The 17376-nt window shown below is 49.9% G+C and carries 18 protein-coding genes; 2 read left to right on the top strand and 16 right to left on the bottom strand.

Features of this window, described 5'->3' with window-relative positions:
• Positions 1-51: 51 nt before the first annotated feature.
• The 15 genes from AC506A_RS04070 to AC506A_RS04000 all read right to left on the bottom strand — a co-directional run bounded on the left by AC506A_RS04070 (position 52) and on the right by AC506A_RS04000 (position 14869).
• Complete coding sequence (locus AC506A_RS04070; protein ID WP_495459688.1) at positions 52-204, bottom strand: hypothetical protein; 153 nt, start codon at positions 202-204, stop codon at positions 52-54.
• Positions 205-231: 27 nt separating this feature from the next.
• On the bottom strand, positions 232-840 hold the full coding sequence (locus AC506A_RS04065; RefSeq protein ID WP_495459687.1) for a class I SAM-dependent methyltransferase: 609 nt from the start codon (positions 838-840) through the stop codon (positions 232-234).
• A gap of 132 nt (positions 841-972) precedes the next feature.
• Entirely contained in the window at positions 973-1179 is a 207-nt protein-coding gene (locus tag AC506A_RS04060; protein WP_495460964.1) for a cysteine-rich CWC family protein, read from the bottom strand.
• Positions 1180-1202: 23 nt separating this feature from the next.
• Positions 1203-3506, bottom strand: a complete 2304-nt coding sequence (gene metE / locus AC506A_RS04055; RefSeq protein WP_495459686.1) for a 5-methyltetrahydropteroyltriglutamate--homocysteine S-methyltransferase — start codon at positions 3504-3506, stop codon at positions 1203-1205.
• A gap of 119 nt (positions 3507-3625) precedes the next feature.
• Positions 3626-4528: a LysR family transcriptional regulator gene (locus AC506A_RS04050; protein WP_495459685.1), complete on the bottom strand. Its 903-nt coding sequence runs from the start codon at positions 4526-4528 to the stop codon at positions 3626-3628.
• A 101-nt stretch (positions 4529-4629) separates the two neighbouring features.
• Positions 4630-7131: a WG repeat-containing protein gene (locus tag AC506A_RS04045; RefSeq protein ID WP_495459684.1), complete on the bottom strand. Its 2502-nt coding sequence runs from the start codon at positions 7129-7131 to the stop codon at positions 4630-4632.
• A 162-nt stretch (positions 7132-7293) separates the two neighbouring features.
• A complete protein-coding gene (locus AC506A_RS04040) occupies positions 7294-7698 on the bottom strand; it encodes a DUF1761 domain-containing protein (RefSeq protein WP_495460963.1) in 405 nt (134 codons plus the stop codon).
• Positions 7699-7931: 233 nt separating this feature from the next.
• On the bottom strand, positions 7932-8843 hold the full coding sequence (locus AC506A_RS04035) for a DMT family transporter (RefSeq protein WP_495459683.1): 912 nt from the start codon (positions 8841-8843) through the stop codon (positions 7932-7934).
• A gap of 20 nt (positions 8844-8863) precedes the next feature.
• Complete coding sequence (locus AC506A_RS04030; protein WP_495459682.1) at positions 8864-10309, bottom strand: MFS transporter; 1446 nt, start codon at positions 10307-10309, stop codon at positions 8864-8866.
• An 18-nt stretch (positions 10310-10327) separates the two neighbouring features.
• The gene (locus AC506A_RS04025) at positions 10328-10777 is read right to left on the bottom strand and encodes a MerR family transcriptional regulator (protein WP_495459681.1); all 450 of its coding nucleotides are present in this window, start codon (positions 10775-10777) and stop codon (positions 10328-10330) included.
• 145 nt (positions 10778-10922) lie between these two features.
• Positions 10923-11357, bottom strand: a complete 435-nt coding sequence (locus tag AC506A_RS04020; RefSeq protein ID WP_495459680.1) for a cupredoxin domain-containing protein — start codon at positions 11355-11357, stop codon at positions 10923-10925.
• A gap of 20 nt (positions 11358-11377) precedes the next feature.
• Positions 11378-11575 (bottom strand): twin-arginine translocase TatA/TatE family subunit, encoded by a 198-nt coding sequence (gene tatA, locus AC506A_RS04015; protein WP_494819862.1) that lies wholly within the window; start codon positions 11573-11575, stop codon positions 11378-11380.
• 27 nt (positions 11576-11602) lie between these two features.
• Positions 11603-12367: a twin-arginine translocase subunit TatC gene (gene tatC, locus AC506A_RS04010; protein WP_495459679.1), complete on the bottom strand. Its 765-nt coding sequence runs from the start codon at positions 12365-12367 to the stop codon at positions 11603-11605.
• Entirely contained in the window at positions 12364-14085 is a 1722-nt protein-coding gene (locus tag AC506A_RS04005) for a GMC family oxidoreductase (protein WP_495459678.1), read from the bottom strand. The genes tatC and AC506A_RS04005 overlap by 4 nt, the downstream gene beginning before the upstream one ends.
• 13 nt (positions 14086-14098) lie before the next feature.
• Positions 14099-14869 (bottom strand): gluconate 2-dehydrogenase subunit 3 family protein, encoded by a 771-nt coding sequence (locus AC506A_RS04000; RefSeq protein ID WP_495459677.1) that lies wholly within the window; start codon positions 14867-14869, stop codon positions 14099-14101.
• Positions 14870-15028: 159 nt separating this feature from the next.
• Between AC506A_RS04000 and AC506A_RS03995 the strand changes: the two genes are divergently transcribed.
• Positions 15029-15199 (top strand): hypothetical protein, encoded by a 171-nt coding sequence (locus AC506A_RS03995; RefSeq protein ID WP_495459676.1) that lies wholly within the window; start codon positions 15029-15031, stop codon positions 15197-15199.
• A gap of 153 nt (positions 15200-15352) precedes the next feature.
• Positions 15353-16105 carry an SDR family NAD(P)-dependent oxidoreductase gene (locus tag AC506A_RS03990; protein ID WP_495459675.1) on the top strand — a complete coding sequence of 251 codons (753 nt, stop codon included), beginning with the start codon at positions 15353-15355 and terminating at the stop codon, positions 16103-16105.
• 7 nt (positions 16106-16112) lie between these two features.
• Here AC506A_RS03990 and AC506A_RS03985 read toward each other — a convergent pair whose 3' ends face one another.
• Entirely contained in the window at positions 16113-16340 is a 228-nt protein-coding gene (locus tag AC506A_RS03985; protein WP_495459674.1) for a hypothetical protein, read from the bottom strand.
• Positions 16341-17376 lie beyond the last annotated feature (1036 nt).

Here is a 17376-nt window from a genome sequence, read left to right as displayed (position 1 = left end):
AGATAGGGTTGGTGTCGGCTTTCTCTGCCTTTCGATCCCATGAACAGCCTCCTATTCAGAAGCAGCGGCTTCAATTAAATAATAAAACCCGGTCGTGCGGATCCCCTGCTCGGTGGCATGTTTCTCAAACTGCGAAACGATCCCATCCAAGCAGGTTTCCCTCACATACTCCGAGTAGCTAGCCCGCTGTCCGAAGCACAGCATCTTCCGTACATCTTCAGCCGTCGGAATTCAAACCGTCTCACGAATCCGATTCATATGGATAACACTAAGCCCGCTCGTTCCCAACCGCTCCTGGATGCGATCCAATATAGGTGTTCCAGCCGTCGGAGGCGCAAACAGTCCCGGGAAACAGAGCCCCAGCTCCCCGCCCTCTCCATTCCCATCACCGGGATGATAAAGCATCACTTTTCCGCCAGGACGAACGACTCTATTCCCTTCTGAATACCAGCTGCCAGGACCTTTCTTGGTGTAAGCCAGATCAAACTCATCGTCTGCAAAAGGCAACGCGTTATGCGTATCGCCTCTCACATAACGGACATTCGGTTTCCGATTGAGATTTGCCGTCTCAAGAAAACCCTCTGTCACATCCAAACCAACGACTTCATCGGCATATGCTGCCCACTGATTCGTGTAGTCCCCATGACCGCAGCCAACATCGAGCACTTTCCCTCCTACAATAGCGGCAAGCTTCGCCGTCAGCACGTCTTCACCTGACATACCTTCAACTACACCATTCCAAGGAAACGCATATTTACCCGTCTTTGCAGCTAGTTCCTTGCACCAAGCAAACGATTGCGGACTTAAGTAATCCGGATGTTTCGTAATCTCTGGAAACATAAGTGTAGTATCCCTCCAACTTAAAATTGGCAAGCCAGATTGAATACTATACCGAATATTTTTCCAATTGTATACATTGAATTCCAACGCAAAAAGCCGAGAACCGATAACGCCTCGGCTCTCAGCTCCCTATTATTGCCCCGAATTCGAATAGGCCTTCATAAACTCGTTCAAGCAATCGATGCAAATACAAGATTTCTTCAGCTGTTCCGCCGGGACTAGCTCGAATATTTCACTGGGAAACAGCTCGCTGCTGCACCAGCAGGCATGGCTTCCTTCACAGTCATTCCGCTTATGACAAATGGGACATTCCTTCGCTTTCACTACATCGTCATTCATCATTTTGATCACCAATTCCTATTCTAATTAACGCCGCTCTCCGATCGCACGCCGTACTTCTCTCTAGCTAATTCCGTCGCGGCAACCATATTCCGCAGCGCCGTAATGGTTTCCTCTTCCCTGCGTGTCTTCAGGCCGCAGTCCGGATTAATCCAGAATTGATCCGGTGCAAGCACGCGCAAGGCGCGGTCGATCATTGCTTCCATCTCATGAACCGCCGGAATCCGCGGGCTATGAATATCGTACACGCCAAGGCCAATGCCTTTGTCATACGTTTTATGCTCGAAGGCAGCAATTAATTCGCCGTGGCTTCGCGACGTCTCAATCGAGATCACATCGGCATCCAACTCACTGATCGCATCAATTATTTCATTAAACTCACTGTAGCACATATGCGTGTGGATTTGTGTTTCATCCTGTACGGTTGCCGTAGCAAGGCGGAAAGCACGTACCGCCCAATTGAGGTAATGCGGCCACTGCTCGCGTTTGAGCGGCAATCCTTCACGAATGGCAGGCTCATCGACTTGAATCATGCCGATGCCGGCTGCTTCCAGCGCTTCAACTTCCTTCCTGAGCGCAAGCCCGATCTGATAGGCGACCTCCTCCCGGGAGATATCATCGCGAACAAACGACCAGTTCAATATCGTAATCGGCCCAGTCAGCATGCCTTTGACCGGCAGCGATGTGAGTGACTGCGCATAAACCGTTTCTGTTACGGTCATCGGGGATTCCAATACCACATCACCATAGATAATTGGCGGCTTCACGCAGCGCGAACCGTAGGACTGTACCCACCCGTTAGCCGTAAAAGCAAATCCCGTTAGCTTCTCACCGAAAAACTCCACCATATCGGTACGTTCGAACTCGCCATGGACGAGCACATCGAGTCCGAGCTCGGTTTGGATATCTATCCAGCGCTTGATCTGATCGCGAATATACCCTTCGTATTGAGTGTCGCTCCACTCGCCTTTGCGCCATTTGTGCCGACTGCTGCGAATGTCCGGCGTTTGCGGGAAGCTCCCGATCGTAGTTGTTGGCAGCAAAGGCAATTGCCAACGTTTCTGCTGCGCTTCGCGACGAACTGCAAACGCGCTCGGTCTTGCAAAAGGCTGCGACTTGAGCGCGGCGATCTCTTCAAGAACCTCGCTGCGCGTTCGTGAAGGTGAATGCTGAAGCGTCCGACGATTCGTCCCTGATACCTCAAGTTCATTGCGGATCGCTTCCTCGCCATGGCGAAGCCCCTTTACAAGCCATACAATCTCTTCAAGCTTCTCATCGGCAAAAGCCAGCGCACCACGCAGCTCAGCATTCAACCCACTCTCCTGTTCTACACTGACAGGAACATGCAGCAAACTGCTCGATGGAGCAACTAGAATCCGATCATCAGCAACCTTCGAACGCAGATGCTGCAGGATATCACATTTTTGCGTTAGATCCGCTCGCCATATCCCACGTCCATCAATCACGCCTGCACTCAGCACTTTATCAGCCGGGAAGCCGTTCTCCAGAACTGCCTGCAGATTCCTTCCCCCGTCGTGCACGAAATCAAGTCCAAGACCATGAACCGGTAATGACGTAACCGCTTGATAGTTATCGACGGCCTCGAAGTAGGTTTGAAGCAAGATCCGAATCCCCGGTGCCCCTTCACGTAAAGCCTCATAGATATGCGAAACTTGCTGATATTCCGCCTCACCAAGTGTCAAACATAGAATCGGCTCATCGATTTGAACCCATGTAGCACCAGCTGCCTCGAGCTCCCGAAGCACTTGCACATACAGCGGCAGCAAAGCGTCAATCCAGCCTGCTATCTCCCCTTCCGCATACCCTTTGGATAGCTTCAAGAAGGTGTACGGCCCGATCAGAACGGGTCTTCCGTTAATGCCTAGCTCGACCTTTGCCTCCAAGAACGCCTCCACCAATCGGTTATGTGTCAGTTTCGGGGTCAGATCATTCAACTCCGGCACTATGTAATGGTAATTGGTGTTAAACCATTTGGTCATTTCGCAAGCTGTAGCCTCTTTATTCCCTCTTGCCATTGCAAAATATAAGTTTAAATCAGGCTTGCCGCCTTCGTAACCAAACCGATTCGGAATTAATCCGAACATGGCAGCCGTGTCCAGTACCTGATCATAATAGGTGAAATCACCGACAGGGATCACATCGATCCCCGCGGATTGCTGCTTCTGAAGGTGCTGAAGACGAATCGATTTGAGCTGTTCGTGAAGCTCCACCTCACTCAGCTGGCCTGCCCAATGTAGCTCCAATGCTCTCTTCCATTCCCGATTGCGACCGATTCGCGGATATCCTAGGTTTGCACTCTGTACCATCGTTATCTCTCCTCTTATTCACCATGCTGGTTGATAAGAAAAAGATACCATCGATATGGTGCTATAGCGTAACCCCTATTTACTATTACTAGTTATAGTCAAAAACTATACCACTCACATTACTCCGCCAATGTTTCACGCAGCGCCTCCACATATTCAAGTGCGAGCTTCGATAAGGCTGCATTCTTATGGCAAATCCAACCTACCTGTAACTTCTCGTCACTTGCAAGCGGCACCGGTATAATTTCGTTTCCATTGAGGTCGGCGCTGAGTACGCCTGTCGAGATCGTATATCCGTTTAAGCCAATCAGCAGATTGAACAGCGTGGCGCGATCGTTGACCCGAATGCTTTTTCGGTGGGATAAGGTACTTAGGATCTCCTCGGCAAAATGAAACGAATTAAATTCTCCTTGCTCAAAATGCAAATAAGGGTAATCCTGCAGCTGCTCCAGCGTGATCACTTCTTGTTTGGCAAGTGGATTGTAGACGCTGACAAACACATGAGCCTTGGCCGTAAAGAGGCTTGTGAAGATGAGATTCGCATTCTTAAGCAGCCTATTAATCACGTTTTTATTAAACTCATTCACATAGAGAATCCCGATCTCGCTGCGTTGATTTCGGACATCCTCGATAATTTCATGGGTCTTCGTCTCGCGAAGCGCGAGCTCATACTCGTCTTGACCATGCTCGTTCACCAGCTTAACAAAGGCATTCACGGCAAAAGCATAATGCTGCGTGGAGACGGAGAAATGCTGCGGCGCCGGTTTGGCGTTTAAGTAACGGCTTTCAAGCAAATCGGCCTGCTCAACAACTTGGCGGGCGTATCCGAGAAACTCGGCTCCCGCTTTGGATAGCAGTATCCCTTTGTTCGTGCGCTCGAAGATGGTGATCCCAATCTCCTCTTCCAATTCCTTTATCGCATTGGATAAGCTCGGCTGAGAGATGAACAATCGCTTGGCAGCCTCGTTGATGGAGCTGCGGTTGGCAACCTCGATAATATAGCGGAGCTGCTGCAGCGTCATGATATTCCCTCCTTCAACTTTTTCATTCCATTATACAGACTTGGCAGCCACTTACACAAAGAAAAAAGCCGCGAAATCGCGGCTTTTCAGCACTCCCCTTATCAGTGGAACGAGCGCCAGAATGCGCCGTTCGTATCTATAATCGATTTGATTTGGGCAAAAGGAATCGTGAACGTAGGGAATCCCGCCGCATACGGGGCTATTTCATACGGCTCGAAATAAATATGGAGTGCGTTCTCGGAGACGAAGAACGGCTGATCCGGACGAATGCCGTTATAGGTGTTCGGGAACACGTAGGAATATTGCGGATCCTCTTTGATTTGCTTACCGATGATATCGCTAAGCTCTTTCACATAGTTGCTTCCAGGCTTAAACAGATCCTTGAGCGCAAACATTTGGCCTGTCGATAGATCAATCATGGCGTATATTTTGGTTGGCATGCCATGTGCGGCTCCGAACGGATAATTATAACCGGTCAGCTCTAGCTGAAGCAGCTGCTGCTTGTAGAAGGAAACGTCGAAATCACCGGAGTACGAGTAATCCAGCTTCTGATCCTCCGGAATGGGCTTCACTTTCGATAGCTCACGCAGCTTTGCATTGACCTTCTGCATTGCGGCATGGTCAGCCATCCCCTCCACCTGCGGATAATAGACCAGATAATCGCGATTCGGTTTGAATTTCTCTTCCTTGACGTAATAAGGCTGATTCAAAGGTATGATCGTATTTTGCTGCCAAACGACCTTGCCTGATCGATCCAAATAGGAGAGCCGTTGATCCACGAATGCTTTGATCAATCCGCCTTCTTCCAGTGTAAGCGAGCCGCTTCCGTTCACGCGCGGATAACCTGGCGCCGGATGGCCGGTGCGATCGATAAAGAAGGTTTGCTTCGCATCCGATGCGGAAGCCAGACCGTTCTTGAAATCGGCGACGTCTCTGTACACGAAGTCCGTCAGTACTTTCCCATCCCAGTCTGCGATTGCGTAAATGGATCCGATAAAGGGCTGCTGGGAATCGATTGCTTTGCCTACCGCAAACCGACCGCTTCCTAAGCTACGGATGTCGTTATACTCTGCTTTAATAATAAAAGCGCCTTGTTTATTGATGACGCCGTAATTCGACCTGAAATCATCTGAAGTATTGACGATGGCGCGGGCGTCTTCGAATGGAAACGCGGAGTAAAAGGCCGGCTGAATCACGATATTCCCGCTTTCATCCATATACCCGGTTTTGCCGGCAAGCTCACGCTGGAAGGATAACAAACCATCTCCAAGCGGTCCGACACTTGCATAATTGTAGGTATGGAGTTTCCGGCCGTCCGGATCAATTAACGCATATTCGTTGTCCTTCACCTTGACGAGCGCTTTATTTCCTTGAAAATCATTGGCTTCCTCATATTGAGCCGGAATCACTACATTGCCTTGTGCATCCAAATAACCATAGCGGATCGTATTCTCCCCTGAGGCTCCGGGTACCGAATCATAGAACACCGCTCTGCCGTTATGCATATCTGCGATAAATGGATATGCCTTCTTCGTCAACACCGTGCCGCTTTCGTTGATCAGCTTGAAGCCTTGGCTATCGATAACCGAGGCGCGCTGCTCCGAGAATGTGCCGATCGAATCATAAACCGGCGGAACGATGAACTGAGCGGATGCATTAATGATTCCATACTTCCCTTTATCGGAGACCACAGCCAATCCGTTCTCCTGATAATCCCCTGCATCGTCAAAACGCGGCTCAATCGCCATCCTTCCCTTATTGTCGATATAGCCCCATCTCATACCCTTTACGGTCTTGAGCGATGCCGGGAACAATCCCACTGCTCGCGTTGCGACTACAACTACAGGTTCCAGTACATCGCGGATCGACTGCTCCAGCTCAAGCAGCGTATCCCGTGTTGGTTGAGCGAAAGCGAGTGCTTGATGAACGGACACCAACGCCGGTTCTGCACGACCGGAACGATACTGGGCATCTGCGAGATGGTACCAATACAGCGGATATTGCGGGTACCTCCATACGAGCCGTTCATAATACTTCACGACATGCGGAAAATAATAGCTGTACACGTCATGAGCAGGAACAAAGCTTCCTTCTTGCCAGCGAAGCACGTCGATGTGGTAGGACTCACCGCTGTTTTGCATCCAGATCGCAAGCTCTGCCTTCCCGTCTTGACCTAGATAACTCGGCATATCCATCGCTTCCATATAACTGTAGCTCATGCCTGCCGGCGCGACGTCTCTGAGCCCATCCCTGCTCCATTCATAAACAGACAGCTTCGACCACTGCGCGTTGATTTGCCAGCCTACGATCAGGTTGTTCTGACCTGCCCGTAGCACCGGCATAGTCAGCAGCTGCGCTACGCCATGGCCATGCCCCTTTACATCTGCTGCCTTCTCCCAAGCTCCGTTCTTCTGCTGCAGCAGCACCAAATGAAGCTGGTTGCCCAGCCGGTATACCGCGGCAATCTCAGGCAATCGGTCTCCATTCAAATCAGCTGCACAAACCGCCGCATACGCGGCCGACTGGTTGAGTAACATCAGCTCCGCACCACTTGGCAAATTTGCCATTGCGATTTGCGTCAGCTGCTGTTCGTTCGCGGCCATGTCAGCATCATCCCTCTCCTCGCATTCTTCGCCTATTCGTATGCAGAGAGCATTGGCAGATATGCCTTTCACGGTGCAAATATTCCATTCGTACGCAGATGCATTGAAAAAATACCCGGTGTGAGCTTGTCTTCTCAGTCACCGGGTATTCGATTGAAGCGATTAATTCCAGAACCAGAAGATGAGCAGCAGCATCGTGAAACGCAGCATTTCATAAGATGTATCGACAGCTACGACAAGCCAGCTTTTGAATTGCCATACCTTCTTGCCTACCGTGAAAGGTAGTGTAAAACCTGCCGCTAGAAGCATCGTGAACCAGAATGCACCTGATAAGGAATCTCCGTCATAATCGAATGCTTGTCCACCGGCTTGCCACAGCTGCAAGCATACGGCAAATGCGATCGAGGTCACGAACGAAACGAGAATATAGATGATAAAGGACTGCATCTTAGCTGCATTGCTCGGCTGAGTCGAAGCATTCGCGTACATATCCCGCTGATACGGCTTTTTCCAGATTACTGCCATCCATAGAAACCCTAATACCAAAGATAGTAATCCCGTGACCATTACTGCCCCATAATTAACGTCACTTAACAACATTCAAATTCCCTCGCTTTAGTTGATTTTCGGGTTAATGCGAAACCATTTGGTTTCGCTTTACGTCTCCGATTATATACAACCATTTGGTTTCCTGTCAATCCCTCGCGCAGGCTTCTGTACAGCAAAAACACCGAAGACCTTGCCGGTAGTTGGCACAAAGTCTGCGGTGTTTTTCATTGATCGTAGGCGGCGTTCGCCAACTACCCGTTCACATCAATGCCAGCCGTTCTCACCTCAGGCTGACGGCGTTTCATATTCGTAATGGCGACACCAACCAGTATGAGAATTCCACCTGCAATTTGAGCGGCCATAATCGGATCACCGAGGACAAAGAAGCTTACGATAATGGCGACGAATGGCGGAATGTTCATAAACATGGCGCTCGTTGAAGGACCGACTACGGCGATCCCTTGGTTCCACCAGAAGCCAGCCAGTCCTTGGCCGATGACAGCTACTGTAATCAGGAGCAGCCATACCAACCAGTTATGGCTTCCATGCAATTGACCGTTCCATGCCTCAACGCCAACGGCTGGAGACATCAATATCGTACCAATCACAGTGGAATAAATCGTCACCTCATATGAAGACATCGAGACGGTTAGCTTGCGAATAAACAGTAAGCTGACCGACATCCCCAGCATGGCCATTAGCAAGTAAACGTCGCCTTTGGAGATGCCAAGCTCCTTGCCGCCATAGAGCACGATGCAAACTACGCCGACAAGCGCCACGATCGCACCTGTTATCTTCATCAGCGTAATCTCTTCTTTCAGGAAAATACGCGACAGCAATGTCGTAGCAATTGGTGACAAAGCAATAATTAGGGCAGCGTTACCTGCGGTTGAGTGCTGCAGCCCTGTAAAATAAAACAGCTGATTAATCAGCGTACCGGAAATGCCCGCAAGCAGCAGCAGACCGATCTCTCTACGATTCGGCTTCCGCATGGAATGGCGAATCATAGCAACGCTGAGTAAGAATAGCGACATGACGACGAGTCTTGCAAAGGACAGAAATATCGGCGAGAACTCCCGCAGCATATAAGCGCTGGCAACATAGTTGCCGCCCCATAACAGCGAAACGCCCCATAATTTCAATAATATCGTTCGATCCGGCATTTCAATGAAAGTCTCCCTACTTATCCATGATTAGTGATTCGTTTGTTCGCGCGCAGATGAGACATGACCGCAGCAAGCGCCATTAGCGCCGCCATCAGCCAAAACACAGCATGCAGGCCGCTAATGAATCCATTCAACGATGATTCCGTACCTTTCATGCCCACCTGTGTACCCGAGAAAATAGCCAGCATCGCTTCATGTGGAATGCTGTGCGTCACGATCGGCATCGAGAACGCAATGCTGAGCATCATCCCCATGTTCGTCGTGAGCGATCGAATCCCGGACGCCTCGCCGCGATATTTGGCACCGGCCGCATTCATTATACTGCTGGAATTCGGAGAATTAAACAACCCCGAGCCGATGCTAATAATTGTCATATAAAGCGCTAAATGCCAGAAAGGCGTAGCAAGATTCGTATCTAACGCAAGCCCTGCCAAGCCGAAAATACTAAGGAACAAGCCGACCGTTGCCGGCGTAGTCTCGCCATACTTATCACCAAGGCTCCCTGCTAACGGCGATACGACGAGCATGCCTGCCGCAAGCGGGATCGTCATGATGCCGGCCACAAGAGCATCTTTCTCCAGTGCCCCTTGGAAATAGAAGATGAGCATGAACATGACGGCCATCCGTGCAATGGCGTTTAGCGTTGCGGATAGGATACCGAATGAGAATATTTTATTCGTGAATAATGGCAAATGCAGCAGCGCGTTGGGATGCCTCCGCTCGAGGCTTATGAACACGGGAAAGAGCACGATAAAGAATAGTGCGGATATCCAGACAACGGGAGACGTCCAGCTTTGAATAGGTCCCCATGTCAACGCAATCAACAGCGCCGTAATGGAAACGACATACGTAATTACGCCGCCAATGTCCAATCCGCCTGCTTTAGGAGCGGCAATTTTATCATCCTTGATCCCCATGACCGCCAGACCCCAGATGACGCCGATGACGCCGAACGGCACATTAAACCAGAAGGTCCACTCCCAGCCAAAAGCAGTCGTCAGCCAGCCGCCGAGAACGGGACCGATAATTTGACCAACCGCGATGACCATAATGTTAATGCCTAGCGCTTTACCCAGTTCTTCCTTCGGAAAAGCGTCCGCAACGATCGCCGTACTGTTAGCCATAACCATGGCACCGCCGATGCCCTGCAAGATCCGAAACACGATAAGCAGAGGCGCATGCTCGGCGAACCCAGAGATAAAAGATACAACGGTAAAGAGCAGCATCCCCGCAATATAAATCCGTTTCCGTCCGAAACGATCAGCAAGTGAGCCGGCCATAAGCACCATGACAGTTTGCGCCACCATATACGAAAGCATGACCCACATGGCCTGAAGCAGCGAAGCTTCTAACCCTGTAAGCAGGTCCGGCAGCGCAATGATGAGCGTGCTGAAGTTAAGCGCCGACAGCAATGAGCCAAGGCTCGTCACCGATAAAATCCACCATTTTCGCGAAGAATCCATTTCGTTCTCCCCTCTCACTCAATCCGCGGGGGCAGCTGAAGAGCGATGCTTTAATCGGTTCGCGCGATCGAGACGTTCTGTAAACCCTTGCTTTAAGAGCTGCAGCTTCTCCATTCGTTCATTAATATGACTGATGATGTCCTGCAACCGGTCCGTCGCTTCATCAAGCACATTCTCCCGTTCGTCCTCCGTAAGCGAGTCACCATAGAACGTTGCTCTGAGGCGATCAAGATCAGCTTCTGCTTGCAAAATATCACGAATTTCTTGCAGCGATGCACCTAGCACTTCCTTCAATCTCAGGATGTGCTGAATGCGAAGCACCATCTCCTCATCGTAAACCCTGTGCCTGCCTTCCGTTCGACTTACCGTAGGAAGCAAACCTATTTCTTCATAGTAATGAAGCGTTCTGGCCGTGATGCCAAGCCGATCTGTGATGTCTTCCATCGTGTATTTAAGGTTAACTTCCATCGGGGCAGCTTCCTTCTCCCTTCTCTTTCCAAATAACTTACGTTAACGTAATGTTATCCCAATGAGGTTGAAATCGTCAATCCACTATGTCCGCCGGAAAACAAAGAAGCTGCCGTTCCCGGCAGCTTCTCTCGTAAGTTTCTTATTAATCTACAATTAACTTCCCAACCATCTTCGCGTGTCCGGAACCACACATTACGGAGCAATGAAAAGTATGTTCGCCGGCTTTATCAGCGGTAAATTCCGCAGTTCCGCCATTATCCTTAATATCTACGTCGAAATCATCAATCGCAAAACCATGTAATCCTTCCTCGTTTTGCAACGTGACTTTCACTTTATCGCCTTGCTTCACGTGGATTTCCTCTTGATCGAATTTGAAATTGGAAGCTTTCACCGTAACCGTATTGCCGCCACCGGCATTATTGCCCGCCCCCGTGTTGGTCCCTGTGTTGGCTCCGTTATTTGTGTTGTTGCCGGTGTTGTTACCTTTGTTGTTATCGGAATCAGAACCGCCACATCCTGTCAGCCCCATAGCCGCCATTGCCAATGCCGCTGTAATGACCAGTAATCGTATTTTCATTGTTGATCTTCCTTTGCTCGTTAATGTTTGGATTCGATTTCGATAATGTTTGTTTTCTCTTCCGGGGTATCATCGACAATCCCTTTGGTGGAATTGCGGAATTCGCGCAGCGTGTCCCCGAACGCACGTCCAAGCTGAGGAAGCTTAGCAGGGCCAAACACGATTAACGCGATGGCGAAAATAATGATAAGCCCCGATATGCCAATATTGTTAAACATAGGAGCACCTCCAATTGTTAAATTATTTTACTGAGCTGGGTGCATGGCAATTCGCAGCCTCCGTCTGTAGTAAATCGAGCATCCCAGTGCGCTAATCTCGAATAGAAGAATAAGCGGCACGGTGACGGACAAATGGGAAACGAAATCCGGCGGTGAAATCAATGAACCGAGAACGGCTAAACTGACGTACGCGTATTTGCGAACTTGCTTCATTTTCTCCGGTGTCAGCAGTCCGATTCGGGTAAGAAATGTCATTACGAGCGGCATTTCAAAGGCGATTCCCATCGGCAGCAGGAAGCTGATCAAGAACGACATGTAATGTTGAATGCCATACACTTCGGCGGCTCCCATCGATTGATTGAGCTTGATCATGAACCGGATCATCATCGGCAGCGCGACCAGATACCCGAACGACCCTCCTAACAGGAAGAGCAGAACAGACATCGGTACATAGATCAGCGTGCCTCTTGCTTCCGATTCCGTCATCCCGGGTTTCGCAAATGCCCAGAAATGATACATCAGGAATGGAAGCGTGATCGTAATCCCAATCAGAAGCGCACATTTCATGTACACAACGAGCCCATCCGATAAGGCAAAAACGCTCCATTCCACTTGAATGCCGCCTAGATGCGACTTGATGAACCGGATAATGCGCGGTGATTCGAACAACCCGGCAGCAAATGCGACCAGAAACCATAACGCAACATAGATCAGACGTTTGCGCAGCTCCGACAAGTGAACAATCAAATCACGGTCCAGCAGCTCTGTCGCCTGGCCTTTACCGCTGCTCACACTAGAGGTCCTCCTTTCTTAAGATAGGTTTGGACCCCTTCAGCAGCCCGGTAAGCAAAGGCGCCAACCGTTGCCGTCGGATTATAGCCGCTGTTATGTGCGAAGTTGGAAGCCCCGCAAATAAACACATTTTCGGCATCCCACATTTGCAAATAGTTGTTCACGACCGACGTCTTCGGATCACTGCCCATGATCGTCCCGCCCGTATTATGAGTGGATTGGTACGGAACGATGTTGTACTGCTTGAGCGCGTCATGCATTTCAACTTTCGTGGCGCTCATGCCATCTGCGATTTGCTTCGTTTTCTGCGCAATGAATTTAACAAGCTCCCGATCTTGTTCTTCAAAATCAAACGTCATACGCAGCAGCGGCTGTCCAAGGGCATCCTTGTATTCCGGATCCAGATCAAGAAAGTGGTAGCGGTTTGGCATACTTGCCCCTTGACCGGTAACAGATAAGATTCGGTTTGCATTGTGAATGGTAGCTTTCTTAAACTCCGCACCCCATTTCGGAGAACCGGCTGGAACCGGTTGGTATTGAATGGGCCGCAGTCCCGTCTGAGTGAAACGGATATTGGCCCCATGCAGAAACTTCAAATCGCTGTGATCAAAGTTGTCGCCATTAAAGTCGTCCAAGCTGCTGCCCAGAGCACCTGCGCCCATCGCCAGATTGAATTCACGGTCTTCATAGAATGCGCTCGTGCTGGCACCATTCACCTGATAGGCATAGTTTCGGCCGACAGAGCCTGTCTCCGAGTCCGGATCATACGGCTTGCCAAGCTTGGACATCAGCAGCAAACGCACATTAGAGAACACATAGCCGGCTAGAATCACAACGTCCGCCGGTTGAATATACTCTTCCCCGGTCGGCGTGTTGACGTAGGTGACACCTGTTGCTTTCGTACCGTTGTGCAGGATTGAAGTCACATTCGAGTGCGTGCGCAGCTCGAACTTTCCGGATGCTTGAGCGACTGGAAGCACCGTGACGACAGGGTCCGCCTTCGCTCCATATTCACAGCCGAACCGTTCGCAGTAGCCGCAATATTGGCAGGCTGCGCGTTCGATGCCATCCGGATTCTTGTAAACCTCCGTTAAGTTTGCAGAAGGAATGACGTAAGGATGGTAACCAAGCTTAGTGGCTGCTTCCTCAAACAGCTTCATTCCCGGTGTCTTTTTCATAGGCGGCGTAGCAAACGGTTTGGACATCGCGCCAATATTCGGGGGTATCGTTTCCTCGCCTGATATCCCTGACATTTGTTCGTACATGACGTAATACGGCTCAAGCTGGTCGTATGTAATTCCCCAATCGCGGATCGTCATGCCAACGGGGATCTTCTTTTTCCCATATCGCTCAACCGTCTTGCTGTAGATTTCAAAATCATATGGCAGAAAACGATAATACTGGCCATTCCAGTGTACGCCAGCGCCGCCAAGACCGTCGCCAAGCAGGAAGGAACCGTAGGTGCGCATCGGCAGTGCTCGCATTTTATAGGTGTTTCGGAAGGTCACCGTTTCTTTGGACAAGTCCTGCATCAGCTCGTAGCGAGCGGCATATCGAAGCTCATCGTGGACATGAAAATAATCCTGCGTCCCTCGCCCCTTCCCTCTCTCGAGCCCGACCACTTGAATGCCGGCTTTGGACAATTCTGCAGCGATAATGCCGCCAACCCAGCCCATTCCGACGATAACGACAGGTACTTTCGGAAGTTTAGTCGCCATATTCCATCACTCCTTAACCTAAATCGAGATGATCATGCAGGCTAAGCGGTTCCATTTTGACGAATTCTTCCTTCTCGATCTCTTTGGAATAGCTCATTTGATTGCCCGGATAGTTTCTCATTTTCCACCCTTGCATGTTCTTGTTGCCGCCATAGAGCGGATCGGAATAGATCCCTTCGATCGTCAGATTCTGAAACATCGAGAAGAAGGTCGAAGCCGGGACTCCCTTCAAATGCACTTCGTCTTTCTCAAACGCAGTTAGAACCGCATCTTGCTCTTCGGGGGCAATGTCCACGAACTGCTTCTGATACTTAGAGTTGCTGTACAAATTGAGCGAGTCGATGCCAAGGGCCATGAGCTCCTTGCGCTTGAAAGTAAGCTGGTAGCCTTGCGAGGCTTCCGCTTTATAGAACGGTGGCGACATATAATCGCGCGAGTTGGTTCCGAAAGCACTGGCCATTTGGTGGTCGATGAAGAAAGCAGCGCCTAACTCTTTGGCTCCCGGCCCCAGATCGTCCTTCGGAAAAATCCGTTCGGCCGCCGCTTCTGCAGTCAGAAACTGATCTTGCGAGAAGAACATCAGCGCTTGATTGTAATCTTTCGTTTCGGTCGGAGTCGGCGCCGGTGCAGCGGGTTCTTCGTCCTTCGTGGTTTGCTTCACGCTCGAGCCGATTAATCCGCCTATTACACCTCCTAGGACAACGCCTCCCAGAGCGGTACCGGAATATTTTAGAAACCTTCGTCTGGATTCATCTTGTGGCTGTTTCGAATCCGTTGCCATCATGATCTCTCCTTCTATTTCACTTCAGCTAAGTAGGCTTTAGTATTTTCCACTTCATGAATAAACATCCAATTATTTATTAAAGTGCCGATTTGGCGTTTGGGCGGCATATGGTTATAAGGAGCAGGTTAACTCGAAGTCACGATTGGAGATGAAAAAGCAATGAATGCCGCAAAAGCTTTACGGATGCTGATGTTCGGATTCTTGATTGCTGTACTCGCGATTGGGCTGTTACCTTTCCTTGTCATTTACAATTGGAGTGAGCTGTATGGTTTGTCCGAAGTCGATAATTCGTACTCTCCGTTGACTTTCTTGCAGAAATACATGAAGTGACACAGAACCCGAAGAAGGCTGTCTCCAAAGTCGCTTACCGCGCTTTTGGGACAGCCTTTGATAGGTTACTGATTACAGTTCGTTTGACAACACCACCTCATAATCGTATACAGTAACAATATCAGGCATGTACAAGAACAGGAGTGGATCATAGTGAGTGCTCAGAACCAAGTTGTGCTCGTCACTGGCGCAGGGAGCGGAATTGGCAGAAGCGTGGCTGCTGCGTATGCGCGGGAAGCGGCAACCGTCATACTCGTCGACAAAAATGCCGAGGCGCTTGAAGGAACTACGGAGCTTATTGTGGCGGAGGGACTTAACCGGCCGATTAATCGCGTGGTGGATTTAAGCGAGCCTTCTCACATAGAAGCCTGCTTCTCAGAAGTAGCGGAAAGTGTGGGACAGCTTGATGTACTCATCAATAATGCCGGTTTCGGGATATGGAAATCGGTCTATGAGCTTACGGTTGAGGAATGGGATCGTGTGGTTAATACCAATCTACGCGGCACATTTGTATGCGCACGTGAAGCAGCGAAATTAATGAAGGCTGGCAGCAGTGGTGGAGCCATCGTGAATATCGCATCCACGCGAGCGGTCATGTCCGAGCCTAACTCGGAAGCTTATGCCTCGTCCAAAGGCGGGATTCTCTCGCTGACGCATGCACTTGCGGTCTCGCTGGGTCCAGATCGGATACGTGTTAACGCGATCAGTCCCGGTTGGATCGAAACAGGGGATTACGATAAACTTCGGCCGGAGGATCATCTCCAGCATCCGTCACAGCGGGTCGGCAAACCGGATGACATCGCCAGAGCCTGTCTGTATTTAACAGATCCCAGCAACGATTTCGTGACGGGTACGAATATCGTGATCGATGGCGGAATGACACGTAAAATGATTTATCTCGAATAGAGAGTAGTTATCCGCCCCAAAGATCATCCTTTGTTTCTCTTGAGATACATAATGTAATGAGCCACCAAACGGTAATTCCCAGACAGATATAGTGCATCGTATCGGCATGAAAAAACACTGAGTACAGAATCCAGCATACACTTCCAACGGCGAACCAGAACCAAGAGCTCATAATGAAAAACAACACACCCATTCCCGCAAGCATTTCGAGAATCCCTTCCCAAATTTCCTCCATACTCCAGCCTCCCTTTAGTTGCTTATATAGTTACTATATGAGGAGAAAGCGGCTTTCGATCATTTTGTGTATGGGAAATAAATCCAGTTCGACCCCCGACTTTGAGTAGTCGGGGGCTGTTTGCAAGAGTTGAACGGCTGCGCTCGGTGAACCAATCGCAGCCAAGGTGAGGGCTGAAGAGTGTATAGCCTAAAACGGATGGGTAATGTCGGAAGCTGATAGCGGATATGCCGCTATCAGCGATCAAACTAACCTATCTCTAGCGTCGAAAGCGGCTATACCGCTCTCAGTACTGTGAACCCGACAAACGTGGCACTGAATCGCCCCGTATCTTCACTGATAGCGGATATGCCGCTATCAGCGATCAAACTAACTAATCTCTGACATCGAAAGCGGCTATACCGCTCTCAGTTCTGTGAACCCGACAAACGTGGCACTGAATCGCCCCGTATCATCACTGATAGCGGATATGCCGCTATCAGCGATCAAACTAACCTATCTCTAGCGTCGAAAGCGGCTATACCGCTCTCAGTTCTTCGAACCCGACAAACGTGGCACTAAATCGCCCAGTATCTTCACTGATAGCGGATATGCCGCTATCAGCGATCAAACTAACCAATCTATGGCATCGAAAGCGGCTATACCGCTCTCAGTTCTTCGAACCCGACAAACGTGGCACTAAATCGCCCCGCATCCTCACTGATAGCGGATATGCCGCTATCAGATGATAATCATTGCGGAAAAGAGGAACGAGAGCGGATATCCCGCTCTCGTATTTCAACCATAGTCGAAAGTAGACTTTCGGGAGGCTGGTATGTACTGAGACGGATTATCCGACTCTTAGGAGGTTTTGCTGATGAGAGTAGGGTTATCCGACTCTCACCATCCGGCGCAGAGGCAATTGGGTTAGTTTGTTCGCTGAGAGTTCGATTCCGCGACTCTCAGCTTCTTTTCTCCGTGTTTTCGGCGGTGAGAGTTCATATTTGAGACTCTCACCATCCGGCGCGAGGCCATTTGGATTAGTTTGTTCGCTGAA

This window comes from Paenibacillus sp. N22P23 (assembly GCF_059383735.1).
This window is presented reverse-complemented; position numbering and strand designations above follow the sequence as displayed.

What these genes read in the sequence shown, in the direction of transcription:
- AC506A_RS04070 (WP_495459688.1), bottom strand. Translation starts at nt 204, where the DNA reads ATGCTGTGCTTCGGACAGCGGGCTAGCTACTCGGAGTATGTGAGGGAA.
- AC506A_RS04065 (WP_495459687.1), bottom strand. Translation starts at nt 840, where the DNA reads ATGTTTCCAGAGATTACGAAACATCCGGATTACTTAAGTCCGCAATCG.
- AC506A_RS04060 (WP_495460964.1), bottom strand. Translation starts at nt 1,179, where the DNA reads ATGAATGACGATGTAGTGAAAGCGAAGGAATGTCCCATTTGTCATAAG.
- metE (WP_495459686.1), bottom strand. Translation starts at nt 3,506, where the DNA reads ATGGTACAGAGTGCAAACCTAGGATATCCGCGAATCGGTCGCAATCGG.
- AC506A_RS04050 (WP_495459685.1), bottom strand. Translation starts at nt 4,528, where the DNA reads ATGACGCTGCAGCAGCTCCGCTATATTATCGAGGTTGCCAACCGCAGC.
- AC506A_RS04045 (WP_495459684.1), bottom strand. Translation starts at nt 7,131, where the DNA reads ATGGCCGCGAACGAACAGCAGCTGACGCAAATCGCAATGGCAAATTTG.
- AC506A_RS04040 (WP_495460963.1), bottom strand. Translation starts at nt 7,698, where the DNA reads ATGGTCACGGGATTACTATCTTTGGTATTAGGGTTTCTATGGATGGCA.
- AC506A_RS04035 (WP_495459683.1), bottom strand. Translation starts at nt 8,843, where the DNA reads ATGCCGGATCGAACGATATTATTGAAATTATGGGGCGTTTCGCTGTTA.
- AC506A_RS04030 (WP_495459682.1), bottom strand. Translation starts at nt 10,309, where the DNA reads ATGGATTCTTCGCGAAAATGGTGGATTTTATCGGTGACGAGCCTTGGC.
- AC506A_RS04025 (WP_495459681.1), bottom strand. Translation starts at nt 10,777, where the DNA reads ATGGAAGTTAACCTTAAATACACGATGGAAGACATCACAGATCGGCTT.
- AC506A_RS04020 (WP_495459680.1), bottom strand. Translation starts at nt 11,357, where the DNA reads ATGAAAATACGATTACTGGTCATTACAGCGGCATTGGCAATGGCGGCT.
- tatA (WP_494819862.1), bottom strand. Translation starts at nt 11,575, where the DNA reads ATGTTTAACAATATTGGCATATCGGGGCTTATCATTATTTTCGCCATC.
- AC506A_RS04005 (WP_495459678.1), bottom strand. Translation starts at nt 14,085, where the DNA reads ATGGCGACTAAACTTCCGAAAGTACCTGTCGTTATCGTCGGAATGGGC.
- AC506A_RS04000 (WP_495459677.1), bottom strand. Translation starts at nt 14,869, where the DNA reads ATGATGGCAACGGATTCGAAACAGCCACAAGATGAATCCAGACGAAGG.
- AC506A_RS03995 (WP_495459676.1), top strand. Translation starts at nt 15,029, where the DNA reads ATGAATGCCGCAAAAGCTTTACGGATGCTGATGTTCGGATTCTTGATT.
- AC506A_RS03985 (WP_495459674.1), bottom strand. Translation starts at nt 16,340, where the DNA reads ATGGAGGAAATTTGGGAAGGGATTCTCGAAATGCTTGCGGGAATGGGT.